The following is a 26,674-nucleotide window of genomic DNA, read 5'->3' as shown; positions in this document are numbered from 1 at the left end:
CCCGCTGCAGGTCTCCACCCAGGACGAGCTGGACCGCAGGTTCCCAGGAGCCCCCATGTCGCACCTCCCGGAGCAGCCCACCACCACCGCGCCGTCGGGGAGGCTCGCCTCGAGCACCCGCTCGACCCTGCTCGGTGCCATGTTCCTCATGGCCACCTCGGCCATCGGACCGGGTTTCATCACCCAGACGACGACGTTCACGGTGCAACTGGGCGCCGCATTCGCTTTCGCGATCGCCGTCTCGATCGTCATCGACATCGCACTGCAGTTGAACGCGTGGCGGGTCATCGGGGTCACCGGACGCCGCGCCCAGGAGCTGGGCAACCTCGTCCTCCCGGGGCTCGGCTGGGTGATGGCCGGCTTCCTGCTCATCGGCGGCCTGGTGTTCAACGTCGGCAACGTCAGCGGGGCGGGCCTCGGTACCGACGCGATGTTCGGGCTGGACCCGAGGATCGGCGGCGCGCTGTCCGCGCTCATCGCGATCGGCATCTTCCTCAGCAGGCGGGCGGGGGTCGCCGTCGACCGGATCGTCGTCGTCCTCGGCCTGGTCATGATCGCGCTGACCACCTACATCGCCATCACCTCCGGCCCGCCGGTCGGGGAGGCGTTGCAGAACGTCGTGCTGCCCGAGGACGTCTCCTTCCTGGCGATCACGACCCTGGTCGGGGGCACGATCGGCGGCTACATCGTCTACGCGGGTGCCCACCGGCTGCTGGACTCCGGCGTCACGGGGCCGGAGCACGTCCGGGACATCACCCGCGGCTCGATCACCGGCATCGTGATCACCGGCATCATGCGGGTGATCCTCTTCCTGGCCATCCTCGGCGTGGTTGCGAACGGCGCCGACCTCGGCGCCGAGAACCAGGCGGCGAACGCGTTCCAGGAGGCGGCCGGCGAGATCGGCCTGCGCGTCTTCGGGATCGTCCTGTGGGCCGCGTCCATCACCAGCGTGATCGGCGCCTCCTACACCTCGGTGTCGTTCGTGACCTCCCGCACGGGAACCAGCGACCGCACACGCACGATCCTCGTCTGCGCCTTCATCGCCGTCACCACGCTGGCGTTCGTGCTGGTGGGCGCAGCGCCCACCACCCTGCTGGTGTTCGCGGGCGCCTTCAACGGGCTGCTGCTGCCGCTCGGCATCGCCGTGCTGCTGTGGGTGGCCACCCGGCGTGCCGACCTCTTCCACGGCTACCGGTACCCGCGGTGGCTGCTGGTCGTCGGCTGGACCGCCTGGCTGCTGACCATCTACCTGGCGGTCAATTCCGTCCGCCCGGTGATCGACCTGTTCTCGTAGGTGGAGGATGTCCGGCGTGGACCTGAACTCCGACCTCGGCGAGGGGTTCGGGCAGTGGACGCTCGGAGACGACGACGCCCTGCTCGACCTCGTCACCAGCGCCAACGTCGCCTGCGGCTTCCATGCGAGTGACCCCTCGATCATGCGCCGCGTGTGCGCACGGGCGTCCGAGCGCGGCGTCGCGATCGGCGCCCAGGTCGGCTACCGCGACCTCGCCGGGTTCGGTCGACGCTTCATCGACATGGAACCCGACGCGCTCACCGCCGACGTCATCTACCAGATCGGTGCGCTGGAAGGCTTCGCCCGTGTCGCGGGCTCGCGGGTTCGCTACGTCAAGCCGCACGGCGCCCTCTACAACGCGATCGTCCACCACGAGGACCAGGCGGCCGCCGTCGTCCGCGCCGTCGTCGACTACGACCGGGCGCTGCCGGTCCTGGGCCTGCCGGGATCGGCGTGGCTGCGCCTCGCCGGGGAGGCCGGCCTGACGGTGGTGCACGAGGCGTTCGCCGATCGTGCGTACACCCCGGAGGGCACGCTGGTGTCGCGGCGGCTGCCCGGTGCGGTGCTGCACGACCCGGCCGAGATCGCCCGTCGCTGTGTGGCGATGGCCGCCGGGAAGCCGATCCGGGACGTCGAGGGCGGTGAACTCACCCTGCGTCCGGGCTCGATCTGCGTGCACGGCGACACCTCCGGAGCGGTGGAGATCGCCCGGCGGGTGCGGGAGACGCTCACCGCGGCCGGTGTGGCCCTGGCCCCCTTCGCACCCTGATGCGGGTGCTTCCGAGCGGCAGCACGGCGCTGCTGGTGGAGCTGGACGACCTGGATGCGGTGCTGGCGCTCTACGCCGCGCTGGCCGAGGAGCCGCCGGACGGCGTGGTCGACATCGTCCCCGCCGCCCGGACCGTGCTGCTGGTGACCGATCCGGCCCGTACCTCGCTGTCCGCGGTGGGCGACGCCGTCCGTCGGACCACGCCGCGTCCGGGTACCCGCACCGGCGGGGACGTCGTGGAGTTGCCCGTCCACTACGACGGGGAGGACCTCGACGAGCTCGCAGGGCTGCTCGACCTGGCCCCCGAGGAGCTCGTGCGACGGCACACGGCAGGTGAGTGGACCGTTGCTTTCGGCGGCTTCGCCCCCGGCTTCGGCTACCTCACGCAGCCGGGCGGGCAGTGGGACGTGCCGCGCCGGTCGACCCCGCGCACCAAGGTGCCGCCGGGGTCGGTCGCGCTCGCCGGTGAGTTCAGCGGTGTCTATCCGCGCGAGTCCCCCGGAGGCTGGCAGTTGATCGGCCGGACCGACGTCGCCGTCTTCGACCTGGACCGGAACCCTCCGGCGCTGCTGCGCCCCGGGGTACGGGTGCGTTTCGTCGAGACGGCGCCGGGATGACGCGCGCCCTGACCGTGCTGGCGGCCGGTCCCCTGACGACGGTGCAGGACGCCGGCCGGCCAGGGCAGGCCGCGCTCGGCATCGTCCGCTCGGGTGCCTGCGACCGGGCTGTGTACCGGCAGGCCAACCGGCTCGTCGGCAACCCGGAGGGGCTCGCGGTCCTGGAGGTGACCTACGGCGGGCTGGCGGTGCGTGCGGAGGCCGACCTGCTGGTGGTGACGACGGGCGCGCGCTGCGCGGGACCGTTCCCCCACGCCGCGCCGACCGCGCTCCGGCGCGGCACCGAGCTGAGGCTGGGACCGCCCGGGACCGGCCTGCGGACCTACGTCGCCGTCCGCGGCGGCATCGACGTCCCCCCGGTGCTCGGCTCCCGGGCCACCGACGTGCTGTCGGGGCTGGGACCGGCGGTGGTGGCCGACGGCGACGTGCTGCCGGTGGGGCCGCCGGTCGACCCGATGCCCGGGGTCGATCTGGCGCCGGTCCCCGAGATCCCCGGTGGGGAGGTCACCGTGGCGGTGCTGCCCGGCCCTCGCTCCGACTGGTTCGGCGACGCGGGGTGGGCGGCGCTGACCGGGCGGGCCTGGACGGTGACCAACGAGAGCAACCGGGTCGGTCTGCGGCTGGACGGCGTACCGCTGGAGCGGGTACAGAACGGTGAACTGCCCAGCGAGGGCATGGTGCGGGGGGCCCTCCAGGTGCCACCCTCGGGAACGCCGGTGCTCTTCCTGGCCGACCATCCCGTGACCGGCGGCTACCCCGTGATCGGCTACGTGGCCGACGAGCCGGTGCGCAGTGACGTCGACCGGTGCGGGCAGTTGCGCCCCGGCCAGACCCTGCGGTTCAGGGCCGCGCAGTAGGTGTGCCGTGCACCCGTCGCGGGGGGATCACCGTGTCGTCGCTCTCCTCGCCACGCGGGCGGCGAAGACGCCGGCGGAGTAGCCGTTGTCGATGGTGCTGACGGCGACGCCCGGCGCGGCCGAGTTCAGCATCGTCATCAGCGCGCCCAGGCCCGCGAAGGCGTTCGGGGAACCGGTCGACGTGGGCACCGCCACCACGGGCACGTCGGCCATGGCGCCGACCGTCGCCGCGAGCGAGGCGTCCATCCCCGCGACGACGACCAGGCAGTCGGCCTCGGCGAACAGGGACCCGTCGGCGAGCATGCCCCGGACGCGGCTCCCGGCGACGTCGTCCACCCGCACGACCTCGGTGCCGGTGACCCGGGCGACGAAGGCGACCTCGGCCGCGACCGGGCCGTCGGCGCCGCCGGCGCACAGCACGTGCACGCGGCCCACCGGCTCGGGCACGGGCCCGACCGCGGCGGCCATCGCCGCGGCGTCCATCGTCGTGTAGGCGTCGTGCTCCGACGCGAGCGCGACGAGCGTCTCGGCGGCGGCGCGCAGCACCAGCGCCGGGCGGTCGGGGTGCTCGCGACGGGCCTCGCGGACCAGCGCGAGAACCTGCTCGGTGGTGCGGCCGGTGGCCCAGACGACCTCCGGCTCCACCGTGGCCGCGCGGCGCGCGGCCGGCACCGGAGCAACGGTTTCCACGACCGGATCCACCACGATCGGCTGCGGACCGACCGGCGCCACTGCGACCGGCTCCGGGACGGCGACCGGCTCGGGCCTCGGCAGCGGACCGAGCAGCGGCTCGGCCGGGCTGCCGGTGCCCAGTGGCGGGTCGACCGGGCGGGGCGCGACCAGGAGCGGGGCGAACCCGGCGTCGGCGGAGCCCGCGGGCGGCGGGGTGGCCGGCGCGGCGGGAACGGGAGCGGCCGCGTCGTCGTCCGGGATGTCGGAGGTCGTCGTGCCGCCCTCCGGAGCCACGGGTGGGGGGCCGAACAGGGCGTCGAGCGGGCTCGCGCCGGGCGCCCGGGTCTGGGTCACGCCGGACAGCCGGACGACGCGGTCGCGACCGCTGCGCTTGGCGTCGTAGAGGACGCCGTCGGCCGCGGCGAAGAGCGTCCGCCGGTCGTCGCCGCGGGCCGCCGACGCGATGCCGACGCTGATCGTGACCGGGACGTCGATGCCGAGGGAGGACCAGTCGTAGGTGGCCACCGACCGGCGGATCCGTTCGAGCGCCCGCTCGCCCTGCTCCGCGGTCGTGTCGGGCAGCAGGATGACGAACTCGTCGCCGGCCCAGCGGCACACCTCGTCGGTGTCGCGGACGCCGGCCACGAGCAGGTCGGCCACGGTGCGGAGGGCCGCGTCGCCGGCCGGGTGGCCGAAGGCGTCGTTGATGGTCTTGAAGCGGTCGACGTCGACCACGGCGAGCGCCGGCGCCGCGCCCGTGGTGAGCAGCCCGTCGAGCCGGGCCTCGGCGTAGCGCCGGTTGGGCAGGTGGGTGAGCGGGTCCTCGTAGGCCTGCCGGCGGAGCTGGCCCGCGGCCCGCTCCGTCTCCAGCAGGCTCTTGCGCCGGCCGAACAGCTCGACCCAGCGGGTCCGCCGCTCGTCGACCCGGTCCAGCTCGTCGGAGAGGTAGGCCTGCAGGTACGGCAGCGCCCGGCCGGCGTCGTCCAGCTCCGCGTGCAGGGTGCACAGCTCGCGCAGCGCGGCCCGGCGCAGGCGGGGGAGGCCGTGCTCGGTGGCCAGGTTCAGCGCCGAGACCAGGTGCTCGTCGGCCCCGGCGACGTCCCTCTGGCGGCGCAGCGCACGGCCCAGGGCCAGCTGCGCCGAGGCCAGCTGCGCGCGGTCGGCGGTCGCGGACGTGATGCGGACGGCGGCGCGCAGCGGGCCGACCGCGGCCGCGCACTCACCGAGCCCGACCAGCGCCCAGCCGTGCACGACCTGGGCGGTCACGATGCCCGCGCTGTCCGGGGGGAGCAGCGCCAGCGCCTTCTCGGCGAGCATGCGGGCCTCGGCGAAGTGCGGCTCGGCGGACTCGGGGACGCCGTCGTCCAGCAGCCCCTCGCCCAGCTCGGCGCACAGCTCACCGAGGCAGGTCGCGGTGGTGGCGACCAGGACGTCGGCGTCGACTGTGGTGTCGCCGTTCCCGGTCCACTCCGGCGCGCCAGGATCCGCGGCGGCGATCATCGCCGCCTCGTGGGCCCGCCGCTGGTAGTCCAGCGCCAGCGGCATCAGCTCGAGGTCGGCGAGCACGCCGGCGAGAGTGCCGAGGGTGTCGACCAGCAGCGCGCTGGGCGGCAGGACGGGGTCCAGCAGGCTGGCGGCCTCGACGGCCTCGTCCATGGCGGCGTCGATGCGCCGGGAGAGCAGCTCGATCCGCGCGTGCCGGGCCAGGCCGGCGGCTCGCTGCAGGTCGTCGTCCGTGGCGTCGAAGGCGGCCTTCGCCGAGCGGACCAGCGCGATGGCGAGCGCGGCGCGGGAGGCGGACTCCGAACGGGGGTCGCTGTCCTCGCCGCCGGCGCCCTCGATGAGGTCGGCGACGCCGGCGTGCAGGTCGAGGGGGTCCTCCGCGGAGGCGTCGGCGGGAACCGGGTCGCCGACGAGGGTGAAGCCGGCGACCCGGAGCCGGCGTACGAGCAGCTCGGCGCGCAGGGTGTCCGCCCAGGCCTTGCCGAGCGAGACAGGGGCGTCTCCGGGAGCGTCGGCCACCGGGTCCGCGGCGACGTACGGCGACGGCTCCTGCTCCACGTCGGCGAGGAGTTCCTCGGCGTCGTCGAGCTGCCAGTTCGCCAGGGCAGCGGTCACCCGGCGGTGCAGGGTTCCGGGCGGCACGAGCGCACTGTGCACCGCGTCGGGAGCGCTGTCGAGCACATGTTCGGAAACGCGCCGTCCCTCGTCCGATGCGTCCCACGCGTCCCAGGCGGAGCGGGTCACGCGGGGTCCTCGGTGGGTGGATCGGCCGGATCTGCCGCCGGCCCGTCCGCGGATCCCGCCGCCGGCTCCCCGCCGGGGGCCCGCACCCGGTTGCGGCCGCTGCGCTTGGCGGAGAACAGGTGCAGATCGGCGGTGTCGAACAGCGCCCGCCAGCCGACCACCGTCGATGGTTGCTCCTCGTCGACGGCCGGCGCGGTGGCGACGCCGATGCTCACCGTCACCGGATCGGGGACGACGTCGCTCCAGTCGGCATCGGCCACGGCCGCGCGGAGCCGCTCCATCACCACGACCGCCTGAGCCTCGGTCGCGGTCGGCAGCACGACGAGGAACTCGTCACCGGCCCAGCGGTACACCTCGTCGCCGGTGCGGCTGTGCTCGCGCAGCAGGTCGGCCACCCGGCGGAGGACGGCGTCCCCGTGGGTGTGCGAGGCCTCGTCGTTGACCTTCTTGAACCGGTCGACGTCGACCACGGCCAGCGACAGCGGCTCCTCGCCCAGCCGCATCGTGCCCAGCCGGCGCTCGGCGCTGCGCCGGTTCCCGAGCCCGGTGAGCGGGTCCTCCAGCGCGTGCCGGCGGAGCAGGGCGGCCTGCCGCTCGGCCTCCCGCAGCCGGCTGCGGCGGACGAACATCTCCGCCCACATCTCCCGGCCGCGCGAGTGCGCCCGGCCGGTGTCGGCGCGGTAGGCCTCCAGCCAGTGCAGCGCCTCGGCGGGCCGGCCCAGGTCGGCGGAGTTCTGCCCCAGCTCGAGCAGGCACTGCCGGTAGCGGCGGCGGTCGCCCGACGCCACGAAGGCACCGGCGGCGTCGACCAGCAGCCCGATGGCCTCCTCGCCGTACTCCTCGTCCTCGTCCCGCTGGGCGACCCGCACGAGCAGGCGGGCCAGCACCAGGTCGGTGTAGCCGCGCAACCACAGGCCGCCGTGCTCCTGCACGCGTCGGCGGACCCGGCGCAGCGGACCCATCGCGCTGTCGAGGTCGTCGGAGCTGTTCATGGCCCACGCCTGGACGACGTCGAGCAGGTCGGCGTCGGCCGGATCGGGCTCCCACGCCATCTCCCGGGCCTCGGTCGCCTGTGCGATGGCGACGGCGGCCAGTGCACGGGCGCGCTCGGAGTCGCCGCGGCGGCGCAGGGTCTGGGCCAGCTCGGCGTGCTGCTGGGCGGACAGCTGCAGCAGCTGCCACTGGTCGGCGAGATCAGGGAGGACGGCGGCGATCCGGTGGCCGCGGACCGCGTGGGAGACCGCCAGCTCCTCCAGGTCCAGTCCCGACAGCGTCAGCGACAGCCAGCGGTGGGCCTGGTGCAGGGCGCGGGTGGGTTCGCCGGCGTTGGGACCCTCGGTGAGCAGGCTGGCGTCGACGGCGAGCAGCATCGCGGCGTCGAAATGGTCGGCGGTCACCTCGACGTGGGCCAGGTAGGCCAGCGTCAGCGCCGTGTCGGGCGAGGGCGGGCACTTGTCCAGCGCCTCGCGGGCGGCCGCGACGGACTCGACGGCCAGCTCCGGATCGCTCTCGATCAGGGCCCGCCGGGCGGCGAGGGTGTGCCGCCACGCGGACCAGCACGGCTCGTCGGACTCCGCGAGGACGACGTCGACGTCGTCGAGGAGGGCGAGGAAGGCGGTGGAGTCCTCCCGCGAGCTGGCGTCCAGGAGACGACACAGCACAGCCGCGAGGTCGCCGGCGGCGACGCGGGCCGAGCTGGGACTCACGCATCCCTCCACTGACGGGTCGGGCCAGCCCCGGTGCGGCCGGGTCTGTCGGTGACGACTCGGTTCCCCCGGGTCGGGACACGCCCCTACCCGCCCGCACTACCCTCGTCGGATGCCCGGGATGCCATCCAGTACGACTCCGACGCGGTTCGCCTATCTCGGCCCCGAGGGTACCTTCGCCGAAGCCGCGCTCCGCACCGCTGTTGCCTCCTCGGAGGGAACCCGGTACCCCCGGCCGAGTGTCCCCGCGGCACTGGCCGCCGTCCGATCGGGGGACGCCGACGCGGCGCTGGTCCCGCTGGAGAACTCCGTCGAAGGCTCGGTGCCCGCGACGATGGACGGCCTCGCCGACGGCCCCGCCCTCGTGATCACCCGTGAGGTCTTCCTCGACGTCTCCTTCGTGCTCGCCGTCCGCCCCGGCACCGACCTGGCCGGCGTGCGCTCGGTGGCCAGCCATCCGCACGCCCTCGCCCAGACCGCGGGGCGGCTGGCCGAGCTGTTCCCGGGCCTCGCCCCGCTGCCGGTGGCGTCCACCGCCGGGGCCGCCGCGGCGGTGGCGGCGGGGGAGTTCGACGCCGCCGTGTGCGCGCCCATCGCCGCCGAGCGGTACGGGCTGGCGGCCCTCGTCGAGGACCTCGCCGACAACCCCGGGGCGGTGACCCGCTTCGTGCTCGTCGAGCCGGCCGGCGCGCTGCCGGCGCCCACCGGCAACGACAAGACCTCGCTGGTCGCCGTCGTGGGTGACCGCACCGGCGCGTTGCTCGAACTGCTCAGCGAGTTCGCCGTCCGCGGGATCTCGCTGACCCGCATCGAGTCACGCCCCACCAGGCAGCGGCTGGGCGTCTACTCCTTCAGCCTCGACTGCGAGGGGCACATCGCCGACCGTCGCGTGGGCGAGGCGCTGGCCGCCCTGCACCGGGTGTGCGACGACGTCCGCTTCCTCGGTTCCTACGCGCGAACCGACGGGCGGGACAACAAGCCGGTTCCCGGGACCGCCGCGGATCCGGCGTTCGCCGAGGCCGAGGAGTGGCTCGCGGGCATCCGCGGCGGAGACTGAGCCCGCGCGTCAGCGGAGCCGGGCGCGCAGGTCCTCGACGATCCGCCGGGTGACCGGGACGTCGACGCCGTGCCGCTCGGCCGCCCGCAGCACGGCGCCCCCGATCGCCTCCAGCTCGGTGGGCCGGCCGGCCTCGGCGTCGCGCTGCATCGAGGAGCGCATGCCCGCCGGCAGCGGGTCCAGGAGCGCGAGGGTGGCTGCCGGGTCCGGGTCGGCCCCGTCCGCGCGGGCGGCGGCCGCGACCTCGGACACGACCGTCCGCAGATCCTCGGACCGCTGCTCGCGGACCGCGCCCACGGGAGCCGCGAGCGATGTCGTCAGCAGCGCCAGTGGGGCCAGGAAGCTGAGCTTCGCCCAGAGCAGCCCGCGCTCGTCCGGGCGGACGGCGACGTCGAGGCCCGTCACGCGGAGTGCGTCGGCCAGCTGCTCTGCGCCGGGTGCGAGCGTCACCGCGGCCATCGAGCCGTCGTGCCGGACCGTCCCGGGAGCGGTCCGGTGGGCGGCCACCTGGATCGCGCCGGCCACCGTGCGAGCAGCGGGGTAGCGCTCGCGCAGCAGGTCCAGGTGGTCGATGCCGTTCAGCAGGGGGACCAGCACCGCCGTCCCCAGCACGTCGGCCGGGAGACGCTCCAGGGCCGCCTCGAGCTGGGTGGCCTTCGGGGTGACGAGGCAGACGTCGGCCGGCTGGTCGAGCCGCGTCGTCCCCGTGGCCGCGGCGCTGAGCTCGCCGAACCGGTCGCTGGACAGCGTCAGGCCGTGCCGCTGGATGTGCTGGGCGGTCTCCGGGCGGGCGAGGCAGGTGACGGCGTGCCCCTCGCGGGCGAGGAGTGCACCCAGCATCCCGCCGACCCCGCCCGGGCCCAGGATCGCGACGCGCAGCGGCATGCGTGTCACTCTGCCCCACCGTGGACGGAGTGCCGTCAGACGCGTTCGAGCTCCCGGTCCGGCTCGGCGGCCGCTGGGCCCTTCGCCAACCTGCTGGGCCACCACACCGTGTCCCCGATCAGCGCGACGGCGGCGGGCACGACCAGCGAGCGGACGACGAAGGTGTCGAGCAGGACGCCGAAGCCGACGAGGAACGCCATCTGCACGAGGAAGAGCAGCGGGAGCACCGACAGCGCGCCGAAGGTGGCCGCCAGCACCAGGCCGGCGGAGGTGATCACGCCCCCGGTCACCGCCAGGGCGCGGAGGACGCCGTCCCTGGCGCCGCGCCGCTGGGACTCCTCGTGCGCGCGGGTCATCAGGAAGATGTTGTAGTCGATCCCCAGCGCGACGAGGAACACGAAGGCGATCAGCAGGATCGTCGGATCGCTGCCCGGGAATCCGAAGACGTCGTCGAAGAGCAGCGCCGCGACGCCGACCGTCGCTCCCACGCTGAGCACCACGGTCGCCACCAGCAGCAGCGGGGCGACCAGGGAGCGGAGCAGCAGCGCGAGCACGAGCGTGATGACGACGAGGACGCTCGGGACGATCACCCGGAGGTCACGGGCGCCGCTCTCGCGGGCGTCGAGGTTGCTGGCGGTCTCCCCGCCGACGATCGCCGCGGGGTCGGCCTCGTCCAGCGCCGTCCGGAGGTCCTTGACGGTCTCGATCGCCGCGACGCTGTCCGGGGTGACGGCGAGGGTCGCATCGAGCCGGACCAGTCCGTCCACGACCAGCGGCTCCGCGCCCGGCAGCGGAGGACCCGCGGTGAAGGGGGCGACCGAGGCCACGCCGTCCGTGGCCGCAGCCACCTCGGCGACGTCCCGCCAGCTCTCCTCCGGGGCAAGGATGATCGTCGGGCTGCCGACCCCGGCCTCGAAGTGGCGGGCGAGGGCCTCCTGCCCGGCGATCCCGTTCGACTCGCCCTGGATGGTGTCGCTGATCGGAATGCCGTCGGCGTCGAAGGTCGGCGCGAAGACGGCGGCGGCGACGAGAGCCGCGACGCTTCCGGCCAGCACCCGGCGGGGACGACGGCCGACCAGCGCGGCGACCCGTTCCCACCCGCGCCCGCGCCTGGTCTCCGAGCCGAACATCGGCCGGAACGGCCAGAACGCGGCCCGGCCGAGCAGCGTGAGGCCCGCCGGCAGGAACGTGAGCGCTGCGACGACGGCGAGGGTGACGCTCACCGCGGAGATCGGGCCCAGCCCGCGGTTGGAGCCGAGGTCGGAGAAGAGCAGGCAGAGCACGCCCAGGACGACGGTGGCGCCCGATGCGACGATCGGCTCCCACGAGTGGCGCAGCGCGACGCGCATGGCGTCGTACTTGGACTGTTCCCGGCGCAGTTCCTCGCGGTAGCGGGCGGTGAGCAGCAGCCCGTAGTCGGTGGCCGCGCCCACGACGAGGATGGAGGAGATGCCCTGGCTCTGGCCGTTGACCGTGATGACGCCGCCGTCGGCCAGCAGGTAGGCGACGGCGTTGGCTGCGGTGAGCGCCAGTCCGGCGGTGCCGATGACCAGCAGGGGCAGCAGCGGGCTGCGGTAGACGACCAGCAGGATCACCAGGACGACGCCGAACGCCGCGAGCAGCAGCAGCCCGTCGATGCCCTCGAACGCGTCCGAGAAGTCGGCGAAGATCCCGGCCGGGCCGGTGACGTAGGACTCGGTGCCCTCCAGCTCGATCGCGGCGCGGAGCTCCTCGACCACCGGCAGCAGCTCCTCGCCGAGGTCGGGGCTCAGCGGTAGGAAGGCCTGCACCGCCTCGGCGCCCTCCGACGGGATGGGCGGGGAGACCTCGCCGGCGAGCGCGCCGGCATCCTCGGCGATCCGCTGGGCCGCGGCGACACGGTCGCCGATCTCGACGAGGGTGGCCTCGTCCACGCCGTCCGCGCTCTCCCACAGGAGCACCGCAGGGATCGACTCCTCGGACTGGAAGCCGTCCTGCAGCTCCTGGACGCGCGTGGATTCCGCGCTGTCCGGGAGGAACGCCGCGACGTCGTTCTCCTGCAGACCGGTCAGCTTGCCGCCGAGGATGCTGAGCGGTCCGGCGCCGACCAGCCACACCAGGAGGACGACGAAGGGGAGCCAGCGGAGGGAGCGTCGGCCAGGCATGATTCCCCTTGATGGTCGATAATCTCGATCGTCGAGATATTAGCGGTTGGGTGCGCCGGACGCGCGGGACGGAGGTGCGGGGTGGACCGAGCAGCCGACGCGCGTCAGGAGATCGCACTTCTCCTTCGCCGGCTGAACGTCGAACTGGATGCGGTCGGCCAGCGGTTCGCCGACGTGCACGGCCTCAACCGCACCGACGTCCGGGCGCTGGTGGCGATCATGGACGCTGCCCGACGCGGGGAGGCGCTCACCGCCGGCCGGTTGGGCGAGGCGGTCGAGCTGCGGTCGGCCTCGGTGACGGCGCTGGTCGACCGGCTGGAGAAGGCCGGCCACGTGCGGCGGGTGCGCGATCCCGACGATCGGCGGCGGGTGGCGCTGGAGATGTCTGACTCGGCGATGGCGGCCGGGGCCGAGCACTTCGGGGGGCTGGCCCGCGACCTGTCGGCGGCGATGGAGGGCTACAGCGACGAGGAGCTGGCCGTCGTCCGCCGGTGGCTCGAGGACATGACCGGCGTCGTCATGCGCCACTCCCGCGCCGCCCCGCCCGAGGCATAGGTGCCTATACATGCGTTCCGGGGCCGAAGGCGCACGTATAGGTACCTATGCCTGGGGTCAGAGGTAGAGGCCGGTCGATTCCTCGATGCGCTCGGCGGCGACGGCGTGCACGTCGCGCTCGCGAAGGATGATCAGGTCTTCGCCGTGCACCTCGACCTCGTGCTGGTCCTCGGGGGAGAACAGCACCTGGTCGCCCACCTTCACCTGCCGCACCGACGCGCCCACGCCGCGGGCCTCGCCCCACACCAGCCGCTTGGCCACCTGGGCGGTCGCCGGGATGAGGATGCCGCCGCTGGAGCGACGGTCGCCGTCCTCCGTGCGCCGCGCCACCAGGATCCGGTCGTGCAGCATCTTGATCGGCAGCTTGCCGGCGGCGGAGTCCTCGGGCACGTCGTCCCACGCTACCCGCGCCGGCGGAGGTGCATTTATGGCCATAAACGCACCTTCATGCCCAGCCGAGCTCGTGCAGGCGGTCGTCGTCGATGCCGAAGTGGTGCGCGATCTCGTGGACGACGGTGATCGTCACCTCGTCGACCACGTCCTCCTCCGTCGCGCAGATGTCGCAGATGGCCTCGCGGTAGATCATGATCCGGTCCGGCAGCGCGCCGCCGTACTCCCAGCCGCGCTCGGTCAGCGCGTGCCCGTCGTAGAGCCCGAGCAGGTCCGGCTCGTCGGGGTTCCGGTCCTCCACCAGGACGACGACGTTGTCCAGCAGTTCCATCAGCTCCGGCGGCACCTCGTCCAGGGCATCGGCGACCAGCTGTTCGAAGACCGGGAGCGGGAGCGGCTTCACCAGGAGGTCGGCAGCGGCCGGCCCTCCTCGTAGCCGGCCGAGCTCTGCACCCCCAGCACCGCGTGCCCGTGCAGCTCGTCGATGGTCCGGGCCCCGGCATAGGTGCAGGAGGAGCGGACGCCGGCCACGATGCCGTCGATCAGGTCCTCGACGCCCGGCCGGGTGGGGTCCAGGTACATCCGGGACGACGAGATGCCTTCCTCGAACAGTCCGGCACGCGCGCGCTCGAAGCCCGACTGCGACGACGTCCGCGCCTTGACCGCGCGCGCCGACGCCATGCCGAAGCTCTCCTTGTAGAGCCGGCCGCCGTCGTCGTGCACGTCGCCGGCGCTCTCGTACGTGCCCGCGAACCACGAGCCCACCATGACGTTGGCCGCGCCCGCGGCCAGCGCGAGAGCGATGTCGCGCGGGTGCCGCACGCCGCCGTCGGCCCAGACGTGCTTGCCCAGCTCGCGCGCCGCGGCCGCGCACTCCTCGACGGCGGAGAACTGCGGCCGGCCGACGCCGGTCATCATCCGGGTGGTGCACATGGCGCCGGGGCCCACGCCGACCTTGACGACGTCGGCGCCGGCCTCGATCAGGTCGCGGGTCCCCTCCGCCGTCACCACGTTGCCGGCCACGACCGGAGTGGCGCCGGCCACCGAGCGCACCGCCCGCAGTGCCTCGATCGCCTTCTCCTGGTGACCGTGCGCGGTGTCCACCACGAGCACGTCCACACCGGCGGCCAGCAGCGCTCCGGCCTTGCCGGCGACGTCGCCGTTGATGCCGACCGCCGCGGAGGTGAGCAGGTGGCCGTCGGCGTTCACGGCCGGGGTGTAGAGCGCCGACCGCAGCGCGCCCTTGCGGGTGATCACGCCGACCAATCGGTCACCCTCGACGACCGGGGCCGCGCTGACCCGCTCCCCGGACAGGACGTCGAAGATCTTGGGCAGGTCGGTGCCGGCCGGGATGGTCAGCGGGTCGCCGGTCATGACCTCCGACAGCTGGGTGAACCGGTCCACGCCCTGGCACTGGCCGTCGGTGACGACGCCGACGGGGGAGTCGCCCTCGACCACGACGACGATCCCGTGCGCGCGCTTGGTCAGCAGCGCCAGAGCTTCGCCCACGGTGGAGGTCGGCGACAGCGTGATCGGGGTGTCGTAGACCGGGTGCCGGGACTTGATCCACGACAGGACCTCGCTGACCACGTCGACCGGGATGTCCTGCGGCAGCACGGCGAGCCCGCCGCGACGGGCCACGGTCTCGGCCATCCGCCGTCCCGATATCGCCGTCATGTTGGCGACGACGACCGGGATCGTCGTCCCCACCCCGTCCGGCGTCGTCAGGTCGACCTCGAGGCGGGACCCGACCGCCGATCGAGCCGGCACCATGAAGACGTCGGCGTACGTGAGGTCGTGGGCCGGGCGGGTGTCCCCGAGGAAGCGCATGAGCCCATGGTCCCGTAATTGCGCGGGAACGTCGAAACCCGCCACCTACGATCGTGGCGTGATCGACCTGCGACTCGTGCGCGAGAACCCCGACCTCGTCCGTGCCAGCCAGCGCGCCCGGGGTGCCGACGAGTCCCTGGTCGACGCGCTCCTGGCCGCCGACACCGCCCGCCGCGAGGCGGTCAAGCGCGGCGACGACCTGCGTGGCGAGCAGAAGAACGCCTCCCAGGCGGTCAAGAAGGCCACGCCCGAGGAGCGTCCCGCCGTCCTCGAGCGGGCGAAGGTGCTGGCCGCCGAGGTCAAGGAGGCCGAGGAGGCGCAGCGGGCGGCCGACGCCGCCCTGCGCGAGGCGCACCTGAGGATCCCGAACGTCGTCGCCGACGAGGTGCCGCCGGGCGGCGAGGACGACGCGGTGACGCTGCGGACCGTCGGCGAGGTGCCCGCCTACGACTTCCCGTTGCGCGACCACATCGAGATCGGCGAGGCGCTCGGCGCCATCGACATGGAGCGCGGCGCGAAGGTCTCCGGCGCCCGCTTCTACTTCCTCACCGGCCCCGGCGCGCTGCTGGAGTTCGCCCTGGCCCAGCTCGCGATCAGCCGGGCCGTGACCGCCGGCTTCACCCCCGTCATCGCCCCGGCGCTGGTCAAGCCCGACGCGATGGAGGGCACCGGGTTCCTCGGCGAGCACGACGAGGAGGTCTACCGGATCGAGCGCGACGACCTGTACCTCGTCGGCACCTCCGAGGTCGCCCTGGCCGGCATGCACGCCAAGGAGGTGCTCGACCTCTCGGCCGGGCCGAAGCGCTACGCCGGCTGGTCCTCCTGCTTCCGCCGCGAGGCCGGCTCCTACGGCAAGGACACCCGCGGCATCATCCGCGTGCACTGGTTCGACAAGGTCGAGATGTTCACCTTCTGCCGTCCCGAGGAGACCGAGGCCGAGCACCTGCGGCTGCTGGCCTGGGAGGAGGAGTTCCTCCAGGCGCTGGAGCTGCCCTACCGGGTGGTCGACATCGCCGCCGGCGACCTGGGCACCAGTGCCACCCGCAAGTACGACATCGAGGCCTGGTTCCCGACGCAGGGCACCTACCGGGAGCTCACCTCGACGTCGGACTGCACCACCTTCCAGGCGCGCCGGCTGAACATCCGCTACCGCGACGCCGACGGCAAGCCGCAGACGGCGGCCACGCTCAACGGCACGCTGTGCGCGATCGCCCGCACCATCGCCTGCCTGCTCGAGGTGCACCAGCGGGCGGACGGCGCCGTGTACGTGCCGAAGGCGCTGCGGCCCTGGCTCGGTGGCGTCGAGGAGCTCACCCCGGGGATGACGCTCGCGGCGGCGGTGCCCCCCGCATGAGCCGTCAGCGGCCGACGGTGCTCAAGGCCTACGGCGTCGTGCCCGATAGAGATCGGGTGATCCCACTCGGCGATCTGGGCCCCTGGCGGCCCAAGCTGGTCGCCAGCGACCTCGACGGCACACTGCTGAACAGCGAGGGCGAGGTCAGCCCGCGGACGCGGGCGGCGCTGGAGGCCTGCTGGGACGCCGGGATCCCGGTCGTGGGCGTCACCGGCCGCGGTCCCCGCCTGCTCGACAGCGTGCGGGGCGCGCTCGACGGCCGCGGCATCGCCGTGCTGGCGCAGGGCGGGTTCGTCGTCGACCTCGAGCGCGACGAGGTGCTGCGGACGGTCGGGCTGCCCCGGGACCAGGCGCAGGCGGTGATCGAGCGGATCGAGGCCGTCGCCGGCGATCTGATCGTCGCCGTCGAGGACGCCTCGGAGCAGAGCGAGATCTCCGGCCCGCTCCGCGTGCAGCACGGGTTCGACTGGCCCTACCCGGAGCCGGCCCACCTCCTGCCGCGGCACGAGGTGCTGCCCGAGGGCCCGGTGCTCAAGGCGTTCCTCCGCTCCTCGGCCCTCGGGCAGGACGAGCTGCTGGCCCGCGCCAAGGCCGTCGTCGACCCGGCGGACGCCGAGGTGACGCACGCGGGGCTCGGCTTCATCGAGGTGCTCCCGCCGGGCATCACCAAGGCCACCGGGCTGGCGATCGCCCTGGAGCGGTACGGCGTCGGGTTCGGCGACGTGCTGGTGTTCGGCGACATGCCCAACGACCTGCCGATGATCACCGCGGTCGCCGAGGCGGGGGGCACCGCGATCGCGGTCGCCAACGCGCACCCCGCCGTCCGTACGGCGACGACCGGCCTGACCGGTGGTCACGACGCCGACGGCGTCGCCCGTTACCTGGAAGCGGTGCTCGCCGATGTCTGACTGGAGGCCGCGCCTCATCGCCAGCGACATGGACGGCACGCTGCTGCGCTGGGACGACACCGTCAGCGAGACGACCGTGGCCGAGCTCGGGCGCTGGCGCGCCGACGGCGTCCCGGTCGTGCTGGCCACCGGCCGCCCACCGCGCTGGATGCACCGGATCCGGGAGGTGCTCGGCTACGGCACGGCGGTCTGCTGCAACGGTGCGGTGCTCCTGGACCTGGAGACCTTCGAGATCCTCCGCGAGGAGCCGGTGCACCCCGACGTCCTCCGGTCGGTGACGGCCGAGCTGCGCCGGCGGCAGCCCGACACCTGGTTCGCGGTCGAGTACGGGCTGGAGTTCCGTCACGAGCCGATCTACAAGCCGCGCTGGGACGTCGACGCGCCCGGGGTGGCCGAGGCGACGCTTGAGGAGATGGTGGTGCAGCCGGTCGCGAAGCTGCTGGCCCGCCACGAGCACCTGCCCAGGGATGAGTTCGTTGCGTTGGTGGAGGAGGTCATCGGCGGCCGGGCTACCGTCACGAACTCCTCGACGGATGCCCTGGCGGAGATCTCCGCGGCCGGGGTGACGAAGGCGTCGGGCCTCGCCACGGTCGCCGCCCGGCACGGCATCGGCCCCGAGGACGTCGTCGTCTTCGGGGACATGCCCAACGACATCGCGGCCTTCGAGTGGGTGCGGGCTGCCGGCGGCCGCGCCGTCGCGATGGCACACGCGCATCCCGACCTCATGGCCGTGGCCACGGACGTCACCGGCACCAACGAGGACGACGGCGTCGCCGCCTTCCTCGCCGCCCTCTGACCCCCGATCGCGTTGTCGACGCCGGCCGCAGCGGTCACCCGGGCCTTCTCGAGCGGGATCGCTGACCGGTCCGTCATCGGCGGGTGGCCCCCGAGCGCGTTCCGGGGAGCCACCCGCTGAGGATGACCGCCCGAGGCGTCGCATCGTGGGCAAACGGCACACGGCCGTCCGAGCTGGGAGGATGGAGCGGGACGGGTCGGCGCCGCAGGTGCCGTGGGATCGTCCTGACGCCACCGCGCCGACCGTGGAGGTGGCTCCGCATGGAGATTCTGCTCATCGTTCTTGCCGTCGTCGGGGTGCTCGCAGTGGTGCTGCTGAGTGCGAGCGTCCAAGCGGTCCAGCAGTACCAGCGCGGCATCGTGCTGCGGTTCGGCCGGTTGCTGCCCAGCGTCCGGGAACCCGGGCTGCGCCTGATCATCCCCTTCGTCGACCGGATGACGAAGGTGCCGGTGCAGACCCTGGTCCTCGACGTTCCGTCGCAGGGAACCATCACCCGGGACAACGTGACCGTCGGCGTCGACGCCGTCGTCTACTTCCGCGTGGTCGACCCGGTCCGGGCAGTCATCAACGTGGAGAACTACATGATCGCCACGTCGCAGGTCTCCCAGACATCGCTCCGGTCGGTCATCGGTCGGGCCGACCTGGACACCCTGCTCTCGGACCGGGAGCAGATCAACAGCGAGCTCCGGGCCGTGATCGACACTCCCACCGAGGACTGGGGGATCAAGATCGATCGGGTCGAGGTCAAGGACATCTCGCTGCCCGAGGGGATGCGCCGCTCGATGTCGCGGCAGGCCGAGGCAGAGCGGGACAGGCGAGCGCGCGTCATCGACGCCGAAGGTGAGCTGCAGGCGTCGTCCAAGCTGGCGCAGGCCGCCGAGGCCATGAGCGCGACGCCGGGCGCACTGCAACTGCGGCTGCTGCAGACCGTCGCCGACGTCGCGTCGGACAAGAACAGCACGCTGGTGATGCCCATCCCGGTGGAGCTGCTGCGCTTCTTCGAGCACGCCACCGGCGGCGCTCCGGAGGTGGCGGGTGATGAGCGGGCGGCGTCCGGGTCGACCACGTCTCCGGCAGCGCTGCCGGCCTCGGACGGCGGGGCAGCCGAACTGCCCGCCGGTCAGGCGGACGGCGTGCCCGCGGCGATCACCACAGACTCCGCGGCAGGTCGCGGATGAGTTCGGTGAGTTCGGCGAGGGTGCGGGCGGCGTAGGCCGCCTGCACCCGCTCGTCGAACTCGTGGACGGTGAGCCGACCCTGGGTGAGCCCACGCTGGAGCTGGCGCACGGTCTCCTCGCGGTCGGCGTCCGACGCACGGATGTCCCCGTCGCGTGGACTCACCAGCACTCCCCTCCCATCGGTCGATCATCGTCGGCGCACCCGCATCCCGCGCTGCCACCACGGCGGAGTGGCGAGGTGCCCGACGTTCAACTGCCGAAGGCCTACAGGTACTGACCGCCGCCGGGGCGGAAGTCCTGCTGGCCGCCGGGCGCCTGACCGCCGGGCAGGGCCTTGCGGCGGCCCTCCTCGAGCTGCGCCCGTGCGGCCATCTGCTGAGCGAAGATCGCCGTCTGGATGCCGTGGAACACCCCCTCCAGCCAGCCGACCAGCTGTGCCTGGACGATCCGAAGCTCGGCGTCGGACGGCGTCTCCCCCTCGGTGAACGGCAGCGTGATCCGCTCCAGCTCCTCACGCAGCTCCGGTGCCAGCCCGTCCTCCAGCTCCCGGATCGACGCGGCGTGGATGTCGCGGAGCCGGTTGCGGCTGGCGTCGTCCAGGGGTGCGGCCCGGACCTCCTCCAGCAGCTGCTTGATCATGGTGCCGATCCGCATGACCTTCGCGGGCTGCTCCACCATCTCGCCGACGCCGGCCGGGCCGTCTCCGTCGTCGTCCCCTTGGGGCACGGGCAGGGCGCCGACCGGCTGCCCGTCGGGGCCCACGACGACGATGTGCTGGGGGCGCTCGCTGCCGTTCCCGGATGCAGTCATGGCCACCATCCTGCCCCGCCCGCCGGGACGGCGAACGCCAGGCCCGGAAGCCCGGGTCGCCGGCTGAACCGCCGGGACCCGCGCGCCGTGGTGAGGGGGACGGCGGCCGGTCGATCCGCCGGGAGGGAGCCACACCGTGGACGCGACGACGAGACGGGTGGTGGCCGCAGCGGCCCTGGGGGTGCTCGCGCTGGCCGGCTGCGGAGGCGGCGAGGAGGAGGACGACGCTGCCGGCGCGGCGGCACCGGCCGGCGACGCCGTGCTGGCGACGGCCGACAGCGAGCTCGGCGAGATCGTGGTCGACGGGGAGGGCCGCGCCGTCTACGTCTTCGACCGGGACGCGCCCGGCTCGGGAAGCAGCTCCTGCGCGGACAGCTGCGCGGAGAGCTGGCCGCCGGTGACCGCGGAGGCCGAGGCCCCCGAGGTCGACGGCGTCACCGGGGACGTGGGGACGATCGAACGGGACGACGGCACGCGGCAGGTGACCGTCGGGGGGCTGCCCCTGTACACGTACGCCGGGGACTCCGATGCTGGCGACGTGACCGGTCAGGGCGTCCAGGGGGTCTGGTGGGTCGTGGCGCCCCACGGGGCCAAGATCTCCGAGGCGGCGCCGTCGTCGGCGGACACGGCGTACTGACCGCATGCGGGCCCGCGGTGCGACGGCGCGCGAGGAGAGCCTGCGGGCCCTCTACGAGGCGCACGCGCCCGTGCTGCTGGCGTACGCGCTCCGGCTGACCGACGGCGACCGGGCCCGCGCGGAGGACATCGTGCAGGAGACGCTGCTGCGGGCCTGGCGTCACCTGGACCGGGTCGACGACGACCCCGACCGGTCGCTGCGCCCGTGGCTGTTCACCGTCGCGCAGCACCTCGCCGTCGACGCCCACCGGGCCCGCCGTGCGCGGCCGACCGAGGTGGGGGACGCCGCGCTCGCGGTCCTGCCGGCCCTGGACCAGATCGACGCCGCCCTCGACCGCATCGTGGTCGCCGACGCCCTGCACGCGCTGTCGGAGGAGCACCGGGCCGTGATCGTGGAGACCTACTACCGGGGACGCAGTGTCGCGGAGGCCGCCCGCGCCCTGGGCATCCCGCCGGGCACGGTGAAGTCGCGCTGCTACTACGCCCTGCGTGCGCTCAAGCTCGCGCTCGCCGAGCGGGGGGTGACGACGTGAGCTGCCCGGGAACCGTCGAACTGGGCGCCTACGTCCTGGGGGCCCTGGAATCCGGTGAGGCCCGGCAGGTCGAGCAGCACGTGTCCGGCTGCCCCGTGTGCGCGGCCGAGCTCGCGGAGCTGGCCCCCCTGCCCGGTCTGCTCGACCGGGTGCCGCGCGCCGATCTGGCGCCGGTGGGGGTGGCACCGTCCCCGGAGCTGTACGAGCGCGTCGCCGCCGCGGCCCTGCGGCCCCGCCGCCGGGTCCGCCTGCTGCTCGTCGCGGCGGCCGCGCTCGCCGCGCTCGTCCTCGGCGCGGGCGCGACCGCGTGGCTCACCGGCGAGCAGCAGCGGACCCGCTCGGCCACGGCCGGGCCGGTGGAGGCCAGCGTGACGGCGAGTGCCGAGGGCGGCGGCAGCGCGCTGGACGTCACGGTCGCCGGCCTGCGTGCGGGGGAGACGTGCACGATGGTCGCGGTTGAGGACGACGGCGACCGGCACCCGGCAGGGGAGTGGCCGGCGTCGCCCGACGGGGACGGCCGCTGGGTCGGGTGGGCTCCCGTGGAGCCGGACGCCGTCGACGAGGTGGTGCTCCTCGGCGACGGCGGGCGGGAACTGGTGCGGGTCGACCTCTGAGGGCATCAGTCCTCGGGCAGCAGCAGCACCTTGCCGATGTGCTCGCTGGCCTCCACGACGCGGTGCGCCTCGGCAGCGCGGGACATCGGCAGCCGGCGGTCGACGATCGGGCGGACGACGCCACGCTCGACGTCGGGCCACACGTCGTGCCGGACCGCCGCCACGATCTCTGCCTTGCCGCCCCGGCCGGTGGCCGGCCGCGAGCGCAGCGCGGTGGCGTGCACCGAGGCGCGCTTGCCCAGCAGCTTCCTGATGTCCAGCTCGGCCTTCGTGCCGCCCTGCATCCCGATGATCACCAGCCGACCGCCCACGGCGAGCGCATCGACGTTGCGGCCCAGGTACTTGCCGCCCATGTTGTCGAGGACGACGTCGACTCCGCGGCCGTCGGTCGCCTCGCGGACCCGCTCGACGAAGTCCTCGTCGCGGTAGTTGATGCCGACCTCCGCGCCGAGCTCGCGGCACACGTCGAGCTTGGCCGCCGTCCCCGCGGTCGTGAACACGCGCGCGCCGGCGCGGGCGGCCAGCTGGATCGCCATCGTCCCGATGCCGCTGGACCCGCCGTGCACGAGGAAGCTCTCCCCCCGCCGGAGGCCGGCGAGGAGGAAGACGTTGGACCAGACCGTGCAGGTGACCTCCGGGAGGGCGGCCGCGGTGGCCAGCTCCACCCCGGAGGGGCGGGGGAGGAGCTGCCCGACCGGGACGGCGACCCGCTCGGCGTAGCCGCCGCCGGACAGCAGCGCGCACACTTCGTCGCCGACCGACCAGCCGCTGACGCCCTCGCCGACCTCGGAGATCACGCCGCTGCACTCGAGGCCGAGCACGTCACTCGCACCCTTGGGCGGGGGATAGAAGCCCTGCCGCTGGAGGAGGTCCGCCCGGTTCACGGCGGTCGCCGCGACGTCGACGACCACCTCCCCGGGCCCGCAGACCGGGTCGGGCACCTCCGCCCAGGTGAGCACCTCGGGTCCGCCGGGCTCGGTCACCGTCACCGCACGCATGGCCCGACCCTAAGGCCCCCTCCAGGGCACCGTTCCCGAGCCTGCGAGGGGCGGGGAGGAGGGGGTCCTTCTACGAAGGGCGGGACGACGACGGCGTCGGGACCTCCGGACGACGTCGTCCCGAGGTCCCGACGCCGCGGGTCGCTGCTCAGCGGGCCTTGAGGTCCTTGCGCAGGATCTTGCCGGCCGCCGACTTCGGCACCGCGTCGATGAATTCGACGAAGCGCACCTTCTTGTGCGGCGCGACCTTGCCGGCCATGTACTCCATGACCGCCTCCTCGGAGAGCTCCGAGCCGGCCGCGCGGACGACGAACGCCTTGGGCAGCTCCTCGCCGCTCTCCTTGTCCGGCACCCCGATCACGGCGGCGTCGGCGATCTCCGGGTGGCCGATCAGCACGGCCTCGAGCTCGGCCGGCGCCACCTGGTAGCCCTTGTACTTGATCAGTTCCTTGACGCGGTCGACCACGGTGTAGCGACCCTCGTCGTCGACGATCGCGACGTCACCGGTGTGCAGCCAGCCGTCGGAGTCGACGGTGTTCGCCGTCGCCTCGGCGTTGTTGAGGTAGCCCTTCATGACCTGCGGACCGCGGATCCACAGCTCGCCGCTGGCCCCGGGCGCCGCGTCCTCGCCGGTGCCCGGGTCGATGAGCCGGCACTCGGTGTTGGGGATCGCGTAGCCGACCGAGCCCTTGGGGACGTCGGTCTGCGCGCCCGGAGGCTCGCAGCCCGGGTCGGGGGTCGTGTGCGAGACCGGCGACAGCTCCGTCATGCCGTAGCCCTGGCCCACGGTGACGCCGTCCTCGGCGCCCTTGCGGAGCCGGCTCTGGGCGGCCAGGGCCAGCTGCTCGTCCAGCGGAGCGGCGCCGGAGAGGATCGAGGTCAGCGACGACAGGTCGTACTTGTCGACCACCGGGTGCTTCGCCATGGCCAGCAGGATCGGGGGCGCGACGAACGCTCGGGTGATCTTGTGGTCCTGGATGGTGCGCAGGAAGTCCTCGAGGTCGAAGCGGGGGAGCGTCACCACCGCGCCGCCCCACGCCAGGCCCTGGTTCATGAGCACCGTGAGGCCGTAGATGTGGAAGAACGGCAGGACGGCGATGATCCGCTCGTCCTCGCCGAGGCTGATCAGTGGCCGGCACTGCGCCACGTTCGCCACCAGGTTGCGGTGGGTGAGCATGACGCCCTTGGGCAGGCCGGTCGTGCCGCTGGAGTAGGGCAGGGTGACCAGGTCGTTGGCCGGGTCGATGTCCACCTGGACCGACGGCGCGTCGGCGCCGAGCAGGTCGAACAGGTTGGCGTGACCCTCGGCGCCGTCGAGCACGACGATCTCGTCGACCGGCGACTTCTCGGCGGCCGCGGCGGCGCGGTCCAGGAACAGCGAGATCGTGATCAGGATCTTCGCGCCGGAGTCCTTCAGCTGGAAGGCGATCTCGTCGGGCGTGTAGAGCGAGTTGATCGGGCTCATCACGCAGCCGGCGGCGGCGATGCCGTGGAAGACCACCGGGAACCAGGGCGTGTTCGGGCAGAAGACGGCGACGACGTCGCCCTTGCGCAGCCCACGGGCGTGCAGGTTCGCGGCGACCCGGTCGACGTACGCGGCCAACTGACCGTGCGTGATCACGTCGCCCTTGAGGCCGTCGATCAGTGCGGGTGCGTCCGGGCGCTCCTTGCCGGCGGCCAGGACGAACTCGGGCACCGACAGGTTCGGGATCTCGACATCGGGATACGGGCTGGCCAGGGCCACGGGGCTCCTCCTCAGTGCTGGTGTGGCGCCAGTCTCACACCTGGCGTGTCGGGCGCCACAAGGGGGTTACCCGCGGGTTCGCCCCATCGATCCGTTCACCGGGGCCAGAGCACCGACTGCGTGCAGCGGAACAGCGCGATGGTCTTACCCGTCCCGGCGTTCGACACGACGGCGTCCCAGACCTGCGTCGTCCGGCCGGCGTGGACGTTCGTCGCCGTGCAGGCGATCCGTCCCTCGCGCGCGGTGCCGAGGTGGTTGCTCTTCAGCTCGATGGTGGTGAAGCCGGTCGACCCCTCGGGCAGCAGCGCCCGCGTGGGCAGTCCGCAACTGGTGTCGGCGAGCGTGACGACGGTGCCGGCGTGCAGGTAGCCGTTGGGCGCCAGCAGCTCGGGCCGGATGTCGAGATGGCTGGTGAGCCGCCCGCGCTCGTGCGTGTCGATGACGATGCCCAGGAGCCCGGGGAAGGTGCCCGGGAGGAGGGCGTTGAGCTCGTCGACGGTCAGGAACCCGGTGGCGGCCATGCCCGGCAACCTAGCGAGGGCGGTACGAGAACGATCAGGTCACCTGGTCGTCAGGGGTCCTACCTCACCGTCGACGGTGAGGTAGGACCCCTGATGATCAGCCTCAGCTGATCATCGCGGAGCTCAGGTGCGGGCGGTCTCCCACAGACCCATGACGTTGCCTTCCGGGTCGGTGAAGTAGGCCGCGAAGCCCATCTCGCCGACCGGCGTCTTCCCGACGACGGTGGAGCCGCCGAGCTCGCCGATCCTCCTCAGCGAGTCCTCGATGCTGTCCACTCGACGACGAGGACAGGTCCGCGGGTCGCCGCCTGCTCGCGCGACAGCATGCCGCCGTTGATGAAGCCCGATTCGGTCGGGCCGCTGTCGCCGCTGGGGCCTGACATCACGATCGTGTAGCCCATCTCCGGCATCTCCATGAGCTGCCAGTCGAACGCCTCCTTGTAGAAGCTCCGCGCTCGGTCCCCGTCGTCGTAGGGAACCTCGAAGTGCACGACCCGACCGCTCATGGCGGCCTCCTCGGGGTGTGGTCCGGATCCGACGCGGCGGAGGCTAGACCCGCTGGTGCAACCGTGGAAGTGCCACGGGAGGCGATCAGGCGGCGTCCTCCCTCACCGTGTGGCGTCCTCCCGCACGGTCGACCGCGAGGTAGGACCCGTGGTGATCAGGGACCCTGATCACCACGCAGCTCACGCGAGGCCGCGGACCGTTCGCGCGGGCGGCCGGTCGCCGCGGATCGAGGCCACCATGTCCAGCGTCTGCCGGGTGGCGGCGACATCGTGCGCGCGGAACACCCGCGCCCCGAGCCAGGCGCTGACGGCGGTCGCGGCCAGGGTGCCGGTCAGCCGCTCCGCCAAGGGGACGTCGAGGGTCTCGCCCACGAAATCCTTGTTCGACAGCGCCACCAGCACCGGCCAGCCCGTCGCGACGAGCTCATCCAGCCGGCGGGTGGCCTCCAGCGAGTGCCGGGTGTTCTTGCCGAAGTCGTGCCCGGGGTCGACCAGCACCCGGTCGCGGTCCACGCCCGCCGCGACGGCGGCCTCGGCCAGCGCCGTCGTCCGCATGACGATGTCGGCCACGACGTCGTCGTACTGCACCCGGTGCGGGCGGGTCCGCGGCGGCAGCCCGCCGGCGTGCGTGCAGACGATGCCGGCCCCGGCGGCCGCCGCCACCCCCGCGAGCGACGGGTCCACCCCGCCCCAGGCGTCGTTGACGACGTCGGCGCCGGCGGCCAGGGCCTCGCGCGCGACCTCCGCCCGCCAGGTGTCGATGGAGATCGGCAGTGCCGGGTGCGCCGTGCGGATGGCGGCGACCAGGTCGACGGTGCGGCGGATCTCCTCCGCGGCGTCGACGTCCTCGCCGGGGGCGGCCTTCACACCACCGACGTCCACCATGTCCGCGCCCTCGGCGACGACGCGATCCACCCGTTCCATCGCCGCGGCCATGGCGTAGGTCGCGCCGCGGTCGTAGAACGAGTCGGGTGTCCGGTTCACGATCGCCATCAGGACGAAGTCACCGTCTGGCACATCCAGCGCACCGATCCGGAGCAACCCGTTCCCTCC

General features: G+C 73.6%; 28 protein-coding genes. 13 read left to right on the top strand and 15 right to left on the bottom strand.

Annotated features, from left to right (window positions below; translation table 11 throughout):
• Nucleotides 1–55 precede the first annotated feature (55 nt).
• The 4 genes from FHU33_RS23800 to FHU33_RS23785 are packed head-to-tail and all read left to right on the top strand — an operon-like array spanning nt 56 to nt 3,537.
• Nucleotides 56–1,294 (top strand): NRAMP family divalent metal transporter, encoded by a 1,239-nt coding sequence (locus tag FHU33_RS23800; RefSeq protein WP_142028014.1) that lies wholly within the window; start codon nt 56–58, stop codon nt 1,292–1,294.
• Between the two features lie 16 nt (nt 1,295–1,310).
• A complete protein-coding gene (locus FHU33_RS23795) occupies nt 1,311–2,063 on the top strand; it encodes a LamB/YcsF family protein (RefSeq protein WP_246064174.1) in 753 nt (250 codons plus the stop codon).
• A complete protein-coding gene (locus FHU33_RS23790) occupies nt 2,063–2,680 on the top strand; it encodes a 5-oxoprolinase subunit B family protein (protein WP_142028012.1) in 618 nt (205 codons plus the stop codon). The genes FHU33_RS23795 and FHU33_RS23790 overlap by 1 nt, the downstream gene beginning before the upstream one ends.
• A complete protein-coding gene (locus tag FHU33_RS23785; protein WP_142028011.1) occupies nt 2,677–3,537 on the top strand; it encodes a 5-oxoprolinase subunit C family protein in 861 nt (286 codons plus the stop codon). The genes FHU33_RS23790 and FHU33_RS23785 overlap by 4 nt, the downstream gene beginning before the upstream one ends.
• A 27-nt stretch (nt 3,538–3,564) precedes the next feature.
• On the opposite strand, the gene FHU33_RS23780 is transcribed toward FHU33_RS23785, so the two are convergent.
• Nucleotides 3,565–6,456 (bottom strand): diguanylate cyclase domain-containing protein, encoded by a 2,892-nt coding sequence (locus FHU33_RS23780; protein WP_142028010.1) that lies wholly within the window; start codon nt 6,454–6,456, stop codon nt 3,565–3,567.
• Nucleotides 6,453–8,162 carry a GGDEF domain-containing protein gene (locus FHU33_RS23775; protein ID WP_142028009.1) on the bottom strand — a complete coding sequence of 570 codons (1,710 nt, stop codon included), beginning with the start codon at nt 8,160–8,162 and terminating at the stop codon, nt 6,453–6,455. Before FHU33_RS23775 ends, FHU33_RS23780 begins: the two co-directional genes overlap by 4 nt.
• 112 nt (nt 8,163–8,274) lie before the next feature.
• On the opposite strand from FHU33_RS23775, the gene pheA reads away from it, so the two are divergent.
• Entirely contained in the window at nt 8,275–9,219 is a 945-nt protein-coding gene (gene pheA, locus FHU33_RS23770; RefSeq protein WP_142028008.1) for a prephenate dehydratase, read from the top strand.
• A 9-nt stretch (nt 9,220–9,228) separates the two neighbouring features.
• Here pheA and FHU33_RS23765 read toward each other — a convergent pair whose 3' ends face one another.
• Both FHU33_RS23765 and FHU33_RS23760 read right to left on the bottom strand, forming a co-directional pair.
• Nucleotides 9,229–10,104: a ketopantoate reductase family protein gene (locus FHU33_RS23765; protein ID WP_142028007.1), complete on the bottom strand. Its 876-nt coding sequence runs from the start codon at nt 10,102–10,104 to the stop codon at nt 9,229–9,231.
• Nucleotides 10,105–10,139: 35 nt separating this feature from the next.
• Entirely contained in the window at nt 10,140–12,248 is a 2,109-nt protein-coding gene (locus FHU33_RS23760; protein WP_142028006.1) for an MMPL family transporter, read from the bottom strand.
• Nucleotides 12,249–12,329: 81 nt separating this feature from the next.
• On the opposite strand from FHU33_RS23760, the gene FHU33_RS23755 reads away from it, so the two are divergent.
• Nucleotides 12,330–12,803 (top strand): MarR family winged helix-turn-helix transcriptional regulator, encoded by a 474-nt coding sequence (locus FHU33_RS23755; protein WP_142028005.1) that lies wholly within the window; start codon nt 12,330–12,332, stop codon nt 12,801–12,803.
• 57 nt (nt 12,804–12,860) lie between these two features.
• Here the strand turns inward: FHU33_RS23755 and FHU33_RS23750 are convergent, their stop codons facing one another.
• The 3 genes from FHU33_RS23750 to FHU33_RS23740 are packed head-to-tail and all read right to left on the bottom strand — an operon-like array spanning nt 12,861 to nt 15,023.
• Complete coding sequence (locus tag FHU33_RS23750) at nt 12,861–13,193, bottom strand: GroES family chaperonin (RefSeq protein ID WP_142028004.1); 333 nt, start codon at nt 13,191–13,193, stop codon at nt 12,861–12,863.
• Between the two features lie 55 nt (nt 13,194–13,248).
• Complete coding sequence (locus FHU33_RS23745; RefSeq protein ID WP_142028003.1) at nt 13,249–13,596, bottom strand: metallopeptidase family protein; 348 nt, start codon at nt 13,594–13,596, stop codon at nt 13,249–13,251.
• Nucleotides 13,593–15,023, bottom strand: coding sequence for a GuaB1 family IMP dehydrogenase-related protein (locus FHU33_RS23740; RefSeq protein ID WP_142028002.1), 1,431 nt, complete (start codon nt 15,021–15,023; stop codon nt 13,593–13,595). The genes FHU33_RS23745 and FHU33_RS23740 overlap by 4 nt, the downstream gene beginning before the upstream one ends.
• Before the next feature lie 58 nt (nt 15,024–15,081).
• Here FHU33_RS23740 and serS point away from each other — a divergent pair, with 58 nt between their 5' ends.
• The 4 genes from serS to FHU33_RS23720 all read left to right on the top strand — a co-directional run bounded on the left by serS (nt 15,082) and on the right by FHU33_RS23720 (nt 19,259).
• Entirely contained in the window at nt 15,082–16,377 is a 1,296-nt protein-coding gene (serS, locus tag FHU33_RS23735) for a serine--tRNA ligase (protein ID WP_142028001.1), read from the top strand.
• Nucleotides 16,374–17,285 (top strand): HAD family hydrolase, encoded by a 912-nt coding sequence (locus FHU33_RS23730; protein ID WP_142028000.1) that lies wholly within the window; start codon nt 16,374–16,376, stop codon nt 17,283–17,285. Before serS ends, FHU33_RS23730 begins: the two co-directional genes overlap by 4 nt.
• Nucleotides 17,278–18,081 (top strand): Cof-type HAD-IIB family hydrolase, encoded by an 804-nt coding sequence (locus FHU33_RS23725; protein WP_142027999.1) that lies wholly within the window; start codon nt 17,278–17,280, stop codon nt 18,079–18,081. Before FHU33_RS23730 ends, FHU33_RS23725 begins: the two co-directional genes overlap by 8 nt.
• A 260-nt stretch (nt 18,082–18,341) precedes the next feature.
• Nucleotides 18,342–19,259 carry a slipin family protein gene (locus FHU33_RS23720; RefSeq protein ID WP_142027998.1) on the top strand — a complete coding sequence of 306 codons (918 nt, stop codon included), beginning with the start codon at nt 18,342–18,344 and terminating at the stop codon, nt 19,257–19,259.
• On the opposite strand, the gene FHU33_RS23715 is transcribed toward FHU33_RS23720, so the two are convergent.
• Nucleotides 19,228–19,422: a DUF1707 SHOCT-like domain-containing protein gene (locus FHU33_RS23715; protein ID WP_170182673.1), complete on the bottom strand. Its 195-nt coding sequence runs from the start codon at nt 19,420–19,422 to the stop codon at nt 19,228–19,230. The genes FHU33_RS23720 and FHU33_RS23715 overlap by 32 nt on opposite strands.
• Nucleotides 19,423–19,523: 101 nt before the next feature.
• A complete protein-coding gene (locus FHU33_RS23710; protein WP_142027996.1) occupies nt 19,524–20,069 on the bottom strand; it encodes a bacterial proteasome activator family protein in 546 nt (181 codons plus the stop codon).
• Between the two features lie 136 nt (nt 20,070–20,205).
• Here FHU33_RS23710 and FHU33_RS23705 point away from each other — a divergent pair, with 136 nt between their 5' ends.
• The 3 genes from FHU33_RS23705 to FHU33_RS25240 are packed head-to-tail and all read left to right on the top strand — an operon-like array spanning nt 20,206 to nt 21,852.
• A complete protein-coding gene (locus FHU33_RS23705; RefSeq protein WP_211355336.1) occupies nt 20,206–20,706 on the top strand; it encodes a COG4315 family predicted lipoprotein in 501 nt (166 codons plus the stop codon).
• A 4-nt stretch (nt 20,707–20,710) separates the two neighbouring features.
• Nucleotides 20,711–21,238 (top strand): sigma-70 family RNA polymerase sigma factor, encoded by a 528-nt coding sequence (locus FHU33_RS23700; RefSeq protein ID WP_142027995.1) that lies wholly within the window; start codon nt 20,711–20,713, stop codon nt 21,236–21,238.
• Nucleotides 21,235–21,852, top strand: coding sequence for an anti-sigma factor family protein (locus FHU33_RS25240; protein ID WP_170182672.1), 618 nt, complete (start codon nt 21,235–21,237; stop codon nt 21,850–21,852). Before FHU33_RS23700 ends, FHU33_RS25240 begins: the two co-directional genes overlap by 4 nt.
• A gap of 5 nt (nt 21,853–21,857) precedes the next feature.
• Here FHU33_RS25240 and FHU33_RS23685 read toward each other — a convergent pair whose 3' ends face one another.
• The 6 genes from FHU33_RS23685 to folP form a co-directional block, all read right to left on the bottom strand.
• Complete coding sequence (locus FHU33_RS23685; protein WP_142027994.1) at nt 21,858–22,850, bottom strand: NAD(P)H-quinone oxidoreductase; 993 nt, start codon at nt 22,848–22,850, stop codon at nt 21,858–21,860.
• 148 nt (nt 22,851–22,998) lie between these two features.
• Nucleotides 22,999–24,594, bottom strand: coding sequence for a 4-coumarate--CoA ligase family protein (locus tag FHU33_RS23680; RefSeq protein WP_142027993.1), 1,596 nt, complete (start codon nt 24,592–24,594; stop codon nt 22,999–23,001).
• A 95-nt stretch (nt 24,595–24,689) separates the two neighbouring features.
• Nucleotides 24,690–25,115, bottom strand: a complete 426-nt coding sequence (locus FHU33_RS23675; RefSeq protein ID WP_142027992.1) for a PaaI family thioesterase — start codon at nt 25,113–25,115, stop codon at nt 24,690–24,692.
• Nucleotides 25,116–25,238: 123 nt separating this feature from the next.
• Entirely contained in the window at nt 25,239–25,391 is a 153-nt protein-coding gene (locus FHU33_RS25575) for a VOC family protein (RefSeq protein ID WP_211355335.1), read from the bottom strand.
• The gene (locus FHU33_RS23670) at nt 25,367–25,621 is read right to left on the bottom strand and encodes a VOC family protein (protein ID WP_211355334.1); all 255 of its coding nucleotides are present in this window, start codon (nt 25,619–25,621) and stop codon (nt 25,367–25,369) included. Before FHU33_RS23670 ends, FHU33_RS25575 begins: the two co-directional genes overlap by 25 nt.
• A 180-nt stretch (nt 25,622–25,801) precedes the next feature.
• Nucleotides 25,802–26,614: a dihydropteroate synthase gene (gene folP / locus FHU33_RS23665; protein ID WP_246064172.1), complete on the bottom strand. Its 813-nt coding sequence runs from the start codon at nt 26,612–26,614 to the stop codon at nt 25,802–25,804.
• Nucleotides 26,615–26,674 lie beyond the last annotated feature (60 nt).

This window comes from Blastococcus colisei, from assembly GCF_006717095.1.
GTDB classification, from domain to species: domain Bacteria; phylum Actinomycetota; class Actinomycetes; order Mycobacteriales; family Geodermatophilaceae; genus Blastococcus_B; species Blastococcus_B colisei.
This window is presented reverse-complemented; position numbering and strand designations above follow the sequence as displayed.